The sequence below is a fragment of the Pseudomonas sp. 8Z genome, assembly GCF_902506535.1.
In the GTDB taxonomy this organism is placed as follows: Bacteria; Pseudomonadota; Gammaproteobacteria; order Pseudomonadales; family Pseudomonadaceae; genus Aquipseudomonas.
In genome coordinates this window covers 1,016,108-1,030,518 of sequence record NZ_LR733825.1, presented here as the reverse complement: position 1 = coordinate 1,030,518, position 14,411 = coordinate 1,016,108, and the positions used below count along the sequence as shown (strand labels likewise).

The window sequence follows — 14,411 nt, the reverse complement described above, 5'->3', positions numbered from 1 at the left end:
TCACGTGTTCAGGGGTGGCTGGGCTTGTCCTGGGAGCTGCTGGCGACTTGCTCGACCGGGTGGGCATCGACCGGGTCGTAGTAGACCTCCAGCTTGCGGCCCTCGCGGTCGAAGCCATAAATCTCGTAGCAGTGGCCGGGAGTGATGCGGAACTTGGTGATCTGCACGCCCTGGCGCTTCATCTGCTCGCGGAACTGCGACTCCGGCATCCAGATGCTGCGGTCAGGGCGGGCACAGTCGGTGTCGGCCAGCAGCGGCATGGCGCTGAGCAGCAGCAAACCGCCGAGGGCGGTTCGGGCGAGGTAGGGCATGGTGGGGTCTCGTCAGGGCGGTGCCGACGGCATGGTCGGCACCAGGGCTTCGCTTAGTCTTCGATCTCGGTCTTCACGGCTTTGCCGCTGACCGGGTCGTGGTAGATCTCGACCTTGCGGCCATCCTTGTCGAAGCCATAAATCTCGTAGCAGTTGCCGTCGGTGACCTTGAACTTGTTGATCTTGTAGCCATCGGCCACGAGCTTGGCCTGGAATTGCTCGGGATCTTGCCAGGTAGAGCGGTCGGCGGTGGTGCACTCGGTCTTGGCGAAAGCCGGCGCGGCGCAGGCGAGCAGGGCGGAAACGAGCAGTAGGCGACGCATGGTGAGGCTCCTGATGGGTTCGGAGTCGCTACCTTCGACGCGCTGGCTTAACGAAAACTTAAGGTTCACACCCCGTTACATCTTGTCGGTGAGTCGTGAGGCGGCAGGGCAATTTGGCCATTTCGATCCCCTTTTGGCCGTTGCCAGCGTTCTCGCCGCCGCCCGAGCAAGCGAACAATGCAGGCACAACAACGAGCCTGGAGCGCTTTGCATGCTCACCTACTACAGCGACGACCACCACCTGCACCACGGCAAATGCGAGCTGATCGACGGGCAACTGATGCCCTGCTTCGAGAAGCCGCAGCGTGCTGATCACATCCTGGCGCGGGTCAAGCAGCGTCAGCTCGGCGAGGTGCGCGCACCCAAGGATTTCGGCCTGGCGCCCATCGAGCGCATTCACAGCCAGGCTTATTTGCAGTTCTTCCAGGGTGCCTGGACACGCTGGCAGGAACAGGGTGGCAAAGGCGATCTGCTGCCGTTCACCTGGCCTGCACGCACGCTGCGGCGGATGATCCCCAATGACCTGCACGGCCAACTCGGTTACTACAGTTTCGACGGTGGCGCGCCGATCACCGCTGGCACCTGGCAGGCCGCCTACAGCGCCGCACAGGTGGCGCTCAGCGCCCAGGCCGAGATCGCCAATGGCGCACACAGCGCCTTTGCCCTGTGCCGTCCGCCAGGTCACCACGCCGCCGCTGACGTGATGGGCGGCTACTGCTACCTGAACAACGCCGCCATCGCCACCCAGGCCTTCCTCGACCAGGGCTGCAAGAAGGTGGCCATCCTCGATGTCGATTACCACCACGGCAACGGCACCCAGGACATCTTCTACCCGCGCAGCGACGTGCTGTTCGCCTCGATCCACGGCGACCCGGCCGAGGAGTTCCCGTTCTTCCTCGGTTACGCCGACGAACTGGGCGAGGGTGAGGGCAAGGGCTGCAATTTCAACTACCCGCTGCCCATGGGCAGCTCCTGGGAAGCCTGGAGCGCGGCGCTGGAGCAGGCTTGCCAGCGCATCGGCGAATACGGCGCCGAGGTGCTGGTGGTGTCGCTGGGCGTGGACACTTACATGGACGACCCGATCTCGCAGTTCAAGCTCGACAGCCCGGACTACCTGGCCATGGGCCGACGCATCGCCGCGTTGGGCCTGCCGACGCTGTTCATCATGGAAGGCGGCTACGCGGTGGAGGCCATCGGCGTCAACGCGGTCAACGTACTGGAAGGATTCGAGGGTGCGTAGGGTGGACCGGTCCACCCAACTAAAAGACCAACAACGACACTTCAGGGGTGAGAAACGATGAACGCCATCAAACAGATGCTCGGCGCCGCCTTGTGCGGCGCCACCCTGCTCAGCGGCGCGGTGCAGGCCAAGGAGCTGCGCGTATACAACTGGGCGGACTACATCCTGCCGTCCGTGCCCAAGGACTTCCAGCAGGAAACCGGCATTCAGATCACCTGGGACACCTTCGAGACCAACGAGGCGCTGGAAGCCAAGCTGCTCACCGGCAACTCCGGCTATGACCTGGTGATCCCCTCCAACCAGTTCCTCGAAACCCAGATCAAGGCCGGCGTATTCGCCAAACTGGACAAGTCCAAGATCCCCAACTGGAATAACCTCGATCCGGCGCTGCTCAAGCTGCTGGAGAAGAACGACCCAGGCAACCAGTACGGCGTGCCCTATATGTACGGCACCGTACTGCTCGGCTACAACCCGGACAAGGTCAAGGCCGCGCTTGGCGACGATGCGCCGGTCAATAGCTGGGATCTGGTGTTCAAGCCGGAAAACATGGAGAAGCTCAAATCCTGCGGCGTGGCCATGCTCGACTCGCCCACCGAGATCATCCCCATCGCCCTGCACTACCTGGGTCTCGACCCCAACAGCAGCAACCCGGCTGATTACGAAAAAGTCACCGAGCTGCTGCTGAAAGTGCGTCCGTACGTGGCTTACTTCCACTCCGCCAAGTACATGACCGACATCGCCAACGGCGACATTTGCGTGGCCATCGGCTATTCGGGCAGCTTCTACCAGTTCGCCAACCGCGCCAAGGAAGCCGGCAACGGCGTGAAGATCAACTGGCGCCTGCCGAAAGAAGGCGCGCCGATCTGGTTCGACACCTGGGCCATCCCCAAGAGCGCGCAGAACGTCGATGAGGCCCATGCCTTTATCAATCACCTGCTTGACCCCAAGGTGATCGCGCCGATCAGTGATTTTCTCGGCTACCCCAATCCCAACGTGCCGGGTATGAAGCGAGTGGGCCAGGAAATCGCCGCCGACTCCGACTTGACGCCGACACCGGAGCTGCAGAAGTCGCTGTACGTGGTGCAGCCGCTGCCGCAGAAGATCGAGCGGGTAAGGACGCGGGCGTGGACTTCGATCAAGTCGGGTAAGTGATCTGTCCTGACAACGGACTGGCAAGTTTGTGTGGACGTGCTGTTATTTTCGGCGTTTAGGCTGCTTATCGGTGTTCTGCTGATAGCTCCCGTTTCGCCTCCCGGCGACCTTCTTTTGTCAAACGCCACAAAAGAAGGCAAAAGGTCTTGGCCCTGACATCCGGCCCCGGCTGCGCCGGGGTTCGTTCGTTCCATCATTGCTCCGAGGGCACGCTGCGAAGGGCCATCCATGGCCCGTCGCAGCTCTCGCGGCATCCATGCCGCTCAACCCTCTACACAATGATTCCACTCACCCTCCTGAAGGGGCCATTCGCGCGCCTGAGACTATGGATTTGATTCGGCGACCCCAGCGGTTTGCTGTTGCTCTTGCCAGAGCACTCCCAGCTACACCTGAGTTACCGCAGGTTCAGGCGCGTGCAGAGCCCGCCCAGGAGGGCGAACGGAATCGTCGTGGAAGAGGTCGAGCGACAGGATGTCGCGAGAGCCACGGAGGGCCATGGATGGCCCATCATGCAAAGCGCATGAATAACGCTTTACATTGACTTGCTAAGCCATTGATTTATAAGAGATTTATGAGTCGATAAAAGTTGGTACGAGCGCTGCAAGGATCAGTCATGTAAACCCCGACTGACCTACGTCGTGCTGCCCCGCCAAGTGTGATCGTGCAAATTGCATGCTGCGCAAATCGAGCATCATGCAAAGCGCATGAATAACGCTTTACATTGACTTGCTAAGCCATTGATTTATAAGAGATTTATGAGTCGATAAAAGTTGGTACGAGCGCTGCAAGGATCAGTCATGTAAACCCCGACTGACCTACGATGGAGACGCGCTATGCACACTGTACGACTGAGCCTGTTTTGCGCCGCTGCATTGCTGGCCAGCGGGGTTTACGCCAACGACTTCAGCGATGCGCTGGGCGCCAGCGCCAAAACCGCCGACTTCGTACTGACCCCTGCGCAAGACAACGTCACGCAGCCCGATGCCAAGCGTGAGCAGCGCCAGCAAACGACTTTCGAGGAAAGTCGCTGGTTGCGTGTTTCGGATCAGGGTCAGGTCGGCCTTGCCAGCCGTGAACCACGCCTGGCCAACAAAAGCCCGCGCTGGGTGTTCTGACCAACAAGGAGCCGCCGAGATGTCCAAAAGTGCCATCGTTCTGCTGACCATGACCCTGTTGAGCCTATCCCTCCTGTGGCTGGTGCCCGAACTGCAAACGCCAATCGACTTGGCACTCAAATGCACCAGCGGCGCCTTCGCCATAGGCTTTCTTGCCGCCTTGATGGTGGGCCGCCGCTTCAAATTCGATCCGGTGCTGCGCTAACCCAGCAAGCCTCGCGCTATGCCGGTTGCACCCTGCAAAACGCCGCGGAAATCGCGGCGTTTTGCTGTCTATCAGTTTCAGGCTGGCAGGCTGAAAGAGAAGCAAGCCCCTTCACCAGGCCGCGCGCAGACCTCCAGCCGCCCGCCATGCAGTTCAGCGATCTCCCGTGACAGCGCCAACCCCAGGCCGACACCCCCCTTGCGGCGGCTGACCTGCACGAACGGCTCGAAGATGCGCGCCTGTTGGCCGAACGCAATACCTTCGCCCTGATCCTGAACGCTGACGACTACTCGCTCACCCTCGCGCCGCACCTGCAACTCGACCTGACCACCCGCGTCGCTGTGGCGCAAGGCATTGCTGACCAGGTTGTCGAGCAGGCGCTGCACTTGGGCGACATCGAGGTTGAGCTGCGGCAAAGGCGCCTGGATCGCGCAAACCAGCGCTATCTCTCGTTCGGCGGCTTCATCAGCGAAACGCTCGCGGGTCTGCTCAAGCAGGGCAGCCAGATCGCACGGGCTGCGCTGCAGAGTTTTCAGGCCGTTCTGGTAACGGGAGAAATCCAACAGGTCGTCGATCAGCCGAACCAGGCGGCGCATTTCCTCGTCGACGGTACGAATCAGATCCTGCTCGCGCCCGCCTTCGGGCACTGACAGGCGCTCACGCAGTAGGCTGAACGCCATGTGCATACCGGTGATCGGCGTGCGCAGCTCATGCGAGGCGCGCAGCACAAACTCATTGCGCACGCGCTCAAAGGTGCGCTGTTCGGTGACATCTCGCAGCACCATCACCGCGCCAACGCTGCCGCCTTCGCGCAACTGCACTGGCGTTAGCGCCCAGGCTAGCAGGCGCACCTCGCCATTGCCCTCAATGCGCAGGTCGGCCGGCTGTTCATGCAGCACTTCACCCGCCAGCACCTGGCGCAACGCCTCGTCCACAGCATGGTCGGGCAACAACGGGCCGATGGGTTGCTCCAGCACCGTATCGTTCCACGAGAGCTGACGTAGCGCGACCGGGTTGGCGTGTTCGACGCGCCCCTGAGCGTCGAGGATGACCAGGCCGTCATCAATGCTGTCGAGCACCGCTTTAAGACGCCCCTCACTATTGAGCAACTGGTAGAGATTACTGGAGTGGTATTGACGCAAAGCCTCAGTCATCAGACCGAAACGGCGGCTCAACACCGCCAATTCGACGACCGGAGAAACAGGCAGTACGACGTCGTAGCGTCCTTGACCGACCCGATCAGCCGCCCTGGCCAACAGGTCGATAGGCGCACCGAAGCGGCGGGCGATACCGTTGGCCGTCAGCACACCAATGGTCAATATCGACAGGCCAATGAATACAAGCAGCGCAACGATCAACTGTGAGCGCTCACCCGCCAGTTTCTCACTGCCGCTAACGCGAGCTACGACCCGATCCTGCTCTTCCAGCAAGTGGCTGCGCAGTGCCTGGAAGGACTTGATGAAAGGCTCGTAAGTACCCAGGTTGTAGGGGGTCTGACCCTCCGGCACACCTTGCTCGGCAGCCTGCTCCATCACCTCGTACAGCCTCTTGGCCTCTGCCAGACCTTGCACATACTGTTCGCCCAAATTGCTCTGGAGTCCTTCGTTCAGAGCCCCGTGAAAGGCTTCGCGAGCATGGCTGAGACCTTGGGCATCAGGCTTCTGGGCAATCAATAAAAGCAGCTCTTCGCCCAAATGCTGGCGTAATTTCTGGCCGAGCTGCACAGCGCTGAAACCACGCTGGATCAGCTCACTCTGGCTGCGAGTCATCTGGGTGACGCTCAACAGTCCAACCAACAGCCCCAGCAAAGCCACCGTGATCAGAGCAGAAATGCTGAGGAACAGGCGGGTGCGAAGCTTCATCGAACGCTCCATGCGTGCTTCCTGAATCAAAGGTTGTACTGCTTGCGCTTGCGATAGAGGGTCGAGGCATCGATGCCCAGGGTCTTGGCCGCCAGATCCAGCGTGTTGCTGCTGGCCAGAACGGCAGCGATATGCGCCTTTTCCAGCTCTTCCAGACTCATCGGCGCGCCCACGCGCACGGTGCTGCTCGGCACCTCCGCGCCACCGCCGAGGCCCAGATGAGCGACTTCAACTGCCTCCTGTTGGCAGATGATGCTGGCGCGTTCGATGACGTTGCGCAGCTCACGGATATTGCCCGGCCAGCGGTAGGCCTGCAGCGCGGCAGTGGCTTCATCGCTGAAGGTGCAGGCCGGGCGCCCGTAATCGCTGACGAAACGAGCGAGAAAACGCTCGGCCAGCGACATGATGTCCTCGGGACGCTCACGCAGCGGCGGCAACTTGAGGGTGATGACATTCAGGCGGTAGAGCAGATCCTCACGGAAACGACCTTCACGCACCATTTCGTCGAGGTCCAGATTGGTCGCCGCGACGATACGCACGTCAGCGCGGCGGGTGACCGGGTCGCCCACGCGCTCGTATTCCTTGTCCTGAATGAAGCGCAGCAGCTTGGGCTGCAGGGCGAGGGGAAAGTCGCCGATCTCGTCGAGGAACAGGGTGCCGCCATCGGCCTGGCTGACCCGCCCCTGAGTGCTCTCGCTAGCACCGGTGAAGGAGCCCTTAGCATGGCCGAACAGCTCGCTCTCCATCAACTCGGCGGTCAGCGACGGGCAGTTGATGGTCACGCAGGTGCGCTTGGCGCGGCGGCTCCAGCCATGAATGGCGCGCGCCAGTTCACCCTTGCCGGTGCCGGACTCGCCGAGAGTGAGAATGTTGGCGTCGGTCGCCGCCACCTGGCGCGCGGTTTCCAGCACGCTCATCAGTACCGGGCTGTGGCTGTCGAGCTGTGCGCCTTTCTGGCGAACCTCATCCTCCAGCGCCTCCAGACGGGCCACCAATTGCCGCGCCTCCAATTGTTTGGCGGCGGCCATGCGCAGTTGCTCCGGGCTGCAGGGTTTGACCAGATAATCGACCGCACCGGCCTGCATGGCGTCCACGGCGGTGTCCACGGCGGAATAAGCGGTGACGATCACCACCCGCATCCAGGGCGCTTGAGCGCGCATTTGCGCCAGCACATCCAGACCACTTTCATCGCCCAGACGCAGATCGAGCAAACACAGGTCGAACACCTGACGCTGCAGCAAGGCTTCGGCTTGCGCCGCGCTGCTGGCAGTCGCCACGTCATAGCCTTCATCTTCCAGGCAATAGCGAAAAGTGCGCAGGATCGCGGCCTCATCATCCACCAGCAGGATGCGCCCGCCGGTCTGTGCTGAATCTGCCATGGTCATGCTCCGTCTAAAGGGTTTGATGCAGCTTAGTTAGGGAAAAACCGTGCAAGTTGCAAGACGCGCGCAAATAGATCCTGCAGGCTGCATGCAGGCAAATCGCCTTAAAATATCTATCTAACTGTTTTATAAGGATTTTTAGAAAATTTGTCGCCTGGCATGGCGGTTGCGTAAAGAAAAATATCTTTCCCGCACAGGAGTCAGCTAATGCCACGGTTCAATTCCCTGCTGCCGGCCCTCACTCTGGCCTTGGTGTTCGGCACCGCGCCATTGGCCAGCCATGCCGCGGAAACCGAGCTGGAGCAGCAACTTGTCGCCGCCCGTCAGGAAGGCTCGATCTGGACGGCCTTCGCCCTCAACCGTCACCTCAACCCATTCAAGCTGAAGGTCGACGTAAAGGACAATCGCGCCACCCTCAATGGCCGCGTCGAGAGCAACGTACAGAAAGACTTGGCCGAACAGGTTGCACTGAGCGTCGAAGGTATCGAAGCGGTGGATAACCGCATCGAAATCGACCCAGCCATCAACGAAGGCAATCCGCCGGGCCTGGTACAACGTCTGGACGACGCCACCCTGGCCGCCACGGTGAAATCCAAACTGCTGTGGAACAGCGACACACGCGGCCTGAACATCCAGGTACGCAGCGAGAACGGCGCCATCACCCTCAGCGGTAACGCACAAACCCCGGCGGCCAAGGAGCTGGCCGGCGAACTGGCAGAAAACACCGAAGGCGTGAGCGAGGTATTCAACCACCTGAGCATCAGCACCGCCGACAGCAGCAGCACCGAAGTGCAAACCGCCGTCGAAGAGGCCCGCGAAAACATCAGCGACGGCTGGATCACCAGCAAGGTCAAGGCCAGCCTCCTCTACAGCCGCAACCTCGACGGCCTGAACATCGAGGTCAACACCCAGGAAGGCCTGGTCACCTTGCGCGGCAAGGTACTGAGCAGCGCCGAAAAGCGCCTGGCCATGGACATCGCCCGTAACATCCGTGGCGTGCGCGGTGTGGACGCCGACGCCCTACTGGTCAGCAGCTAATCACCTCGGTGGCTGCGACCTGCGCGGCCACCATCCCTGCAAGTCCCATAGCCAAGGAGAAACTCCATGAGCAGCAAGACCGCACAACTCAACGAACTCATCGAAATCACCCGTGACGGCAAACGCTTCTACCAGCATGCCCACGAAGAAGTGCAGGACATCCGCCTGCAGGCGCTGTTCCGCGACATGGTGCGCGCCAAGACCGAAGTGATCGACGCCCTCACCGTCAAAGTTGCCGCCAACCAGAGCGAACCGGCCAGCGGCGGCACCCTGCTGGGAAAACTGCGACAGGTCTACGCCGACACCCGCGCCACCCTGGCCAAGGATGAAGAAGCCGCCTACGTCGCCCAACTCGAAGAAGCCGAAGACCGCATCCTGCACGCCTTCGAAGACGCCCTGGAAAGCGCCGAGAACGATGTGCGCGTACTGCTGGCGGTGGAAATGCCCAAGGTACGTGCCTGCCATGACCGCATGCGCGCACTGAAGCAGGAAATGAACTGAGCCATCGGCCAGTACCCAGCCCGCTGCGCCTGGCGTAGCGGGCTTTTTTGTGGGGCAATTAGCACCTTTGCATGCAAAAGCTCGCGGCTAAAGCCCCTCCCACAGCGCCATGCAAACACCGTGGGAGGGGCTTTAGCCGCGACAGTCCATGCCTAGCAGGACACCCAGACATACACCCGGATGTTTGCACCGCCTGGCAGCGTTACAGAACCGTAGGATGGGTAGAGCAACGCGAAACCCGTCAACCGGCTACCGGGTTTCGCTGCGCTCTACCCAGGCTACTTACTGCGCCTGGCGTANGTGGAGAGGTGGGCTGAAGCCCACCCTACAGCCCACCCTAATCGGGCGCCGCGTAGGGTGGGCCGGGCGGCGATCCGTTTCAGTGGCGTAGGGTGGGCTTTAGCCCACCAATGACAAGAGCGCCTGCTATCAGAACAGCGACAGCTTGATCACGCAGAAGATGGCCAGTGCCACCAGCATGCCGTTCAGTTCACGGAAGCGGCCGGCCAGGGTCTTGGCCGCGACCCAGGTGATGAAGCCGAAGGCGATGCCGGTGGCGATGGAGTAGGTCAGCGGCATGGCCAGCGCGGTGACCACCACGGGGGCGGCGACGGTGATGTCGTCCCAGTCGATTTCGGCCATGCCCGAGGCCATCAGCACGGCGACGAACAACAGCGCCGGGGCGGTGGCGAAGGCCGGTACGCTGCCGGCCAGCGGGGCGAAGAACAGGGCGAGGAGGAACAGCGCTGCGGTGACGATGGCGGTCAGGCCGGTGCGCCCGCCAGCGCTGACGCCGGCTGCCGACTCGATGTAGCTGGTGGTGGTGCTGGTGCCCAGCAGCGAGCCGCCCAACGCGGCGGTGCTGTCGGCGATCAGGGCGCGGCCCATCTTCGGTAGGTGGCCGTCCTTGCGCATCAGGCCAGCCTTTTTGGCCACGGCGATGAGGGTGCCGGAGTTGTCGAACAGGTCGACGAAGAGGAAGGCGAAGATCACGCTGACCAGGCCGACATCCAGCGCACCGGCGATATCCAGTTGCAGGAAGGTTGGGGCCAGAGACGGTGGCATCGACACCACGCCGCCGAACTGGCTGACGCCGAGCAGGATGCTCAGACCGGTGACCAGCAGAATGCTGATCAGCACCGCGCCGGTCACGCGCAGCGCTTCCAGGCCGATGATCAGGAAGAAGCCGAGGATCGCCAGGATCGCCTGCGGGCTGGCCAGGTTGCCGAGACCAACCATGGTGGCCGGATTATCAGCGACGATACCGGCGTTTTGCAGGGCAATCAGCGCCAGGAACAGGCCGATACCGGCAGCAATGGCCGAGCGCAGCTCCAGCGGGATGCTGTTGATGATCCACTCGCGGATCTTGAAGATCGACAGCAGGAAGAACAGGCAGGCCGAGAGGAACACCGCGCCGAGGGCGACTTGCCAGGTGTGGCCCATGCCCAGCACCACGGTGTAGGTGAAGAAGGCGTTGAGGCCCATGCCCGGCGCCAGGGCGATCGGGTAGTTGGCGATCAGGCCCATGACCACCGAGCCAAAGGCTGCGGCCAGGCAGGTGGCGACGAACACCGCGCCCTTGTCCATGCCGGTCTCGCCGAGGATGCTCGGGTTGACGAAGAGGATGTAGGCCATGGTCAGAAAGGTGGTGATCCCGGCCAGTACCTCGGTACGCACCGTGGTGTTGTGGGCTTTGAGTTGGAACAGTCTTTCCAGCATGGTGGCTCCCCGAGGCGCAAGTGCGCGGCAGTGGTCAGAACTCACGCACAGTACACCCGCTGTTTGGGGTGAAAATCTGTCGGGTTCGGTGAAAGCCGCGCATCATAGCAGCAAGATTGTGCACGGTGAATTTATGACCGGGCGGACAGTTTCAAGAGGCTGGATCGCTTGTTTTCGTGGCTGACAGGCTTGGCGATTCCTGCTCTAGCAAGCGTTGTTTGCGCAGCACTCCCCAGCGGTAGCCACTGAGGCTGCCGTCACTGGCCAGCACGCGGTGGCAGGGCAGGAGCAGGCCGATGGCATTGCTGGCGCAGGCCCGCGCCACGGCACGTGGGTGGCTGTCGAGTTGTTTGGCCAGCTCGGCGTAGCTGCGCGTTTCACCGCTGGGAATGTGCTGTAGGGCTTGCCATACCCGTTGCTGGAAGGCCGTGCCGCGAATGTCCAGCGGCAGATGGGCGGCACGTTCGGGTTCTCCGAGTTGATCGACTACCGCTTGCAGCCAGCTCTGCAGGGCGTGCCCGTCTTCTTGCAAATGGGCGGCGGCGAAGCGTTGCTGCAACTCGCTGCGCAGGCTTTCGTGGCTGTCGCCGAACAGTAGCGCGCAGACGCCTTTGCCACTGCTGGCGAGCAGCACCAGCCCCAACGGGCAGGGGGCGATGGCGTAGCGCAGGTGTTCGCCTGCGCCGCGTTGGCGGCGTTGGCTCGGGCTTATGCTGTGCGGCTTTTCATACAGGGCGCGGGTGCCTGCGTAACCGACCTGCAGAGCCGCCTGCAACACGCTGGGGGCGCCGGGCAACTGGGCGTCGAGGCGCTGGCGCCGTGCGGCGGCAGCCCAGGCGTTGGGCGTAAGGCCGGTGCGCGCCTTGAAAGCGCGGGCCAGGTGCGACGGCGAGAGGCCGATGCGTGCGGCCAGTTGCGCCAAGGGCAGGCGCTGTTCGTCGCGCAGCAGCTCACAGGCGGCAGCGACCAGCGCATCGAGCTGCTGCGCCGGACTCTGGCCCTGTGGCGAACAACGCTTGCAGGGGCGAAAGCCAGCGCCTTCGGCGTCGATGGCGGCCTCGTAGAAGCTGACGTTGGCTCGTTGCGGGCGCCGCGCCGGGCAGTTGGGGCGGCAATAGATGCCGGTGCTGTGCACGGCGAAGACGAAGCGACCGTCATACGCTGCATCGCGTTCGCAAACGGCCTGCCAGCAGCGATCCGGGTCGAGCATGGCGTGTTCCTCAATGACGATGGCTGGATTGTCCTGCGCGCTTCGCCGCCTGCCAATCCGTATCGCGCTTTCAAACTGAATCGTGGGGATCGGTAGGAGGGGCTTTAGCCGTGAGCTTTTTGTCGCGGCTAAAGCCCCTCCCACGGGTTCGTGCTGTGCAGGGCGATTGGTGTCAGGCTCGATCATCTCGCGCTGAAGCCGTTCCTAAGACAGGCTTACCTGACTGGTAGGAGCGGCTTCAGCCGCGAAAAGGGCTGGCACCGCACTGCGCAGCAATACTCACCTGTCAGGCAATTCGCTCCACGTGATGGCACGCTACCTGGCGTGCATCGATCAAGCGCAGCTCGGGTCGTTCGCCACGGCAACGCTCATCGGCATGCGCGCAGCGTTTGTGGAAGGCGCAGCCGGAGGGTGGATTCAGCGGGTTGGGTAGCTCGCCGCTGATCCTGAGCCGTGGCTTGTTCGGATCGGGATGGATGGCCGGCGTCGCCGATAGCAAGGCGCGGGTGTACGGGTGCAGCGGGCGACTGTAGAGCGCTTCGGCTGGGCCGATTTCCGCCGGGCGGCCGAGGTACATCACCAGCACGTCGTCGGCGACGTGGCGCACCACGGAAAGGTTGTGCGAGATGAACACGTAGCCGGTGTCGTATTGCTCCTGCAGATCCATGAACAGGTTGAGCACCTGGGCCTGGATCGACACGTCCAGCGCCGAGGTCGGTTCGTCCGCTACCAGCACCTTGGGTTGCAGCATCATGGCGCGGGCCAGGGCGATACGCTGGCGCTGGCCGCCGGAGAACATGTGCGGATAGCGCGCGTAGTGTTCGGGGCGCAGGCCCACCTGCTGCATCATTGCCTGCACTTTTTCGCGTCGCTCGCTGCGCGACAGGTGGGTGTTGATCAACAGCGGCTCGGCCAGTTGATCGCCAACCTTCTGCCGTGGGTTGAGCGAGGCGTAGGGGTTTTGGAACACCATCTGCACGTCGCGGCGCAGTTGCTTGCGCTCGGCCTTGCTGGCGCCAGCCACTTCGCGCCCGGCGATCTGCAGGGAGCCGGCGCTGGGCTCCTCGATCAGGGTCAGGGCGCGGGCCAGGGTCGACTTGCCACAACCGGATTCGCCAACCACCGCCAGGGTCTTGCCGGCGGCCAGCGTGAAGGACACGCCATTGAGTGCCTGCACTTTGGCTGCCGGTTGGAACAGACCGCGCGAGACGTTGTAGTGACGGGTCAGCTCATGGGCTTCGAGTACGGTGCTCATCAGGCCACCTCCAGCGGGAAGAAGCAGCGCGCGGCGCCACGGGCATGTTCGTCGAGCGTCGGGCGTTGCTGGTGGCAGCGCTCCTGCACGTAGGGGCAGCGTGGTGACAGCAGGCAACCCAGTGGACGGTCATAGCGGCCAGGCACGATGCCCGGCAGGGTGGCCAGGCGGCTGGCGCCTGCGCTGTGCTCGGGGATGGCCTTGAGCAGCGCCTCGGTATAGGGATGACTGGGCGCGTCGAACAGGGTCGGGATGCGGCCCAACTCCACCGCTTGCCCGGCGTACATCACGCAGACGCGCTGGGCGGTTTCGGCCACTACGGCCAGGTCGTGGGTGATCAGCACCAGAGCCATGCCCTGGTCGCGTTGCAGGTTCAGCAGCAGTTCCATGATCTGCGCCTGGATGGTCACATCCAGCGCCGTGGTTGGCTCGTCGGCGATCAGCAGCTTGGGTTCGGCGGCGATCGCCATGGCAATCGCCACGCGTTGGCTCATGCCGCCGGAGAGCTGGTGCGGGTAAGCGTCGAGGCGGCTGGCAGCGGCGGGGATTTCCACTCGCTCCAATAGCTCCAGAGCACGCGCGCGCGCTGCCTTGCCTTTCAGGCCGAGATGCTGACGGAGCACTTCCTCGATCTGGAAACCCACGGTGTAGCTGGGGTTGAGGGCGGTCATCGGGTCTTGAAAGACCATGGCCAGATCCTTGCCCACGATGTGCCGGCGCTGGCGGCCCTTCAACCGCAGCATGTCGGTGCCGTCGAACTGCATGCAGTCGGCCTGGACGATGCCGGGGGCGTCGATCAGGCCCATCAGCGCCATCATGGTGACCGATTTGCCGGAGCCGGACTCGCCGACGATGGCCAGCACTTCACCCTTGTCCACGCTCAGGTCGAGGCCGTCGACCACCGGTACGGCATCGGCGGCGCCGAAGCGCACGGACAGGTTGCGGATATTCAGCAGGCTCATGGGCGTGCCTCCTGGCGTAGGGTGGACGACGCTTCACCCGTCCACCGTCGTGCGCTCATGGTGGATGAAAAGAGTGTCATCCACCCTGCGCTACGGCGCGCTGTTGGGGTAGAGGGTACCGTGTGCACCGAGATGG

Annotated in this window: 14 protein-coding genes; 6 read left to right on the top strand and 8 right to left on the bottom strand. The window is 62.7% G+C overall.

Annotation, left to right across the window (positions count from 1 at the left end):
* Positions 1-8: 8 nt before the first annotated feature.
* Positions 9-311, bottom strand: coding sequence for a PepSY domain-containing protein (locus tag AERO9A_RS08950; protein WP_159971549.1), 303 nt, complete (start codon positions 309-311; stop codon positions 9-11).
* A 53-nt stretch (positions 312-364) separates the two neighbouring features.
* Positions 365-634, bottom strand: a complete 270-nt coding sequence (locus tag AERO9A_RS08945; protein WP_159971548.1) for a PepSY domain-containing protein — start codon at positions 632-634, stop codon at positions 365-367.
* A 211-nt stretch (positions 635-845) separates the two neighbouring features.
* On the opposite strand from AERO9A_RS08945, the gene AERO9A_RS08940 reads away from it, so the two are divergent.
* From AERO9A_RS08940 to AERO9A_RS08925, 4 genes are all read left to right on the top strand, one after another.
* Positions 846-1,874: a histone deacetylase family protein gene (locus AERO9A_RS08940; RefSeq protein ID WP_159971547.1), complete on the top strand. Its 1,029-nt coding sequence runs from the start codon at positions 846-848 to the stop codon at positions 1,872-1,874.
* A gap of 57 nt (positions 1,875-1,931) precedes the next feature.
* Positions 1,932-3,026 carry a polyamine ABC transporter substrate-binding protein gene (locus AERO9A_RS08935; RefSeq protein ID WP_159971546.1) on the top strand — a complete coding sequence of 365 codons (1,095 nt, stop codon included), beginning with the start codon at positions 1,932-1,934 and terminating at the stop codon, positions 3,024-3,026.
* 833 nt (positions 3,027-3,859) lie between these two features.
* On the top strand, positions 3,860-4,141 hold the full coding sequence (locus AERO9A_RS08930) for a hypothetical protein (protein WP_159971545.1): 282 nt from the start codon (positions 3,860-3,862) through the stop codon (positions 4,139-4,141).
* Between the two features lie 19 nt (positions 4,142-4,160).
* On the top strand, positions 4,161-4,346 hold the full coding sequence (locus tag AERO9A_RS08925; RefSeq protein ID WP_159971544.1) for a PA3371 family protein: 186 nt from the start codon (positions 4,161-4,163) through the stop codon (positions 4,344-4,346).
* Positions 4,347-4,423: 77 nt separating this feature from the next.
* On the opposite strand, the gene AERO9A_RS08920 is transcribed toward AERO9A_RS08925, so the two are convergent.
* Both AERO9A_RS08920 and algB read right to left on the bottom strand, forming a co-directional pair.
* The gene (locus tag AERO9A_RS08920) at positions 4,424-6,220 is read right to left on the bottom strand and encodes an ATP-binding protein (protein WP_159971543.1); all 1,797 of its coding nucleotides are present in this window, start codon (positions 6,218-6,220) and stop codon (positions 4,424-4,426) included.
* A 14-nt stretch (positions 6,221-6,234) separates the two neighbouring features.
* On the bottom strand, positions 6,235-7,587 hold the full coding sequence (gene algB, locus AERO9A_RS08915; protein ID WP_159971542.1) for a sigma-54-dependent response regulator transcription factor AlgB: 1,353 nt from the start codon (positions 7,585-7,587) through the stop codon (positions 6,235-6,237).
* A 210-nt stretch (positions 7,588-7,797) separates the two neighbouring features.
* Between algB and AERO9A_RS08910 the strand changes: the two genes are divergently transcribed.
* Positions 7,798-8,628: a BON domain-containing protein gene (locus tag AERO9A_RS08910; protein ID WP_159971541.1), complete on the top strand. Its 831-nt coding sequence runs from the start codon at positions 7,798-7,800 to the stop codon at positions 8,626-8,628.
* 66 nt (positions 8,629-8,694) lie between these two features.
* Positions 8,695-9,129 carry a PA2169 family four-helix-bundle protein gene (locus AERO9A_RS08905; protein ID WP_159971540.1) on the top strand — a complete coding sequence of 145 codons (435 nt, stop codon included), beginning with the start codon at positions 8,695-8,697 and terminating at the stop codon, positions 9,127-9,129.
* A gap of 429 nt (positions 9,130-9,558) precedes the next feature.
* On the opposite strand, the gene AERO9A_RS08900 is transcribed toward AERO9A_RS08905, so the two are convergent.
* The 4 genes from AERO9A_RS08900 to AERO9A_RS08885 all read right to left on the bottom strand — a co-directional run bounded on the left by AERO9A_RS08900 (position 9,559) and on the right by AERO9A_RS08885 (position 14,275).
* Positions 9,559-10,848 (bottom strand): NCS2 family permease, encoded by a 1,290-nt coding sequence (locus AERO9A_RS08900; protein WP_159971539.1) that lies wholly within the window; start codon positions 10,846-10,848, stop codon positions 9,559-9,561.
* A 151-nt stretch (positions 10,849-10,999) separates the two neighbouring features.
* Positions 11,000-12,058, bottom strand: a complete 1,059-nt coding sequence (gene ada, locus AERO9A_RS08895) for a bifunctional DNA-binding transcriptional regulator/O6-methylguanine-DNA methyltransferase Ada (protein ID WP_159971538.1) — start codon at positions 12,056-12,058, stop codon at positions 11,000-11,002.
* A gap of 286 nt (positions 12,059-12,344) precedes the next feature.
* Entirely contained in the window at positions 12,345-13,313 is a 969-nt protein-coding gene (locus tag AERO9A_RS08890) for a peptide ABC transporter ATP-binding protein (RefSeq protein WP_159971537.1), read from the bottom strand.
* Positions 13,313-14,275, bottom strand: coding sequence for an ABC transporter ATP-binding protein (locus AERO9A_RS08885; protein ID WP_159971536.1), 963 nt, complete (start codon positions 14,273-14,275; stop codon positions 13,313-13,315). The genes AERO9A_RS08890 and AERO9A_RS08885 overlap by 1 nt, the downstream gene beginning before the upstream one ends.
* Positions 14,276-14,411: the final 136 nt, after the last annotated feature.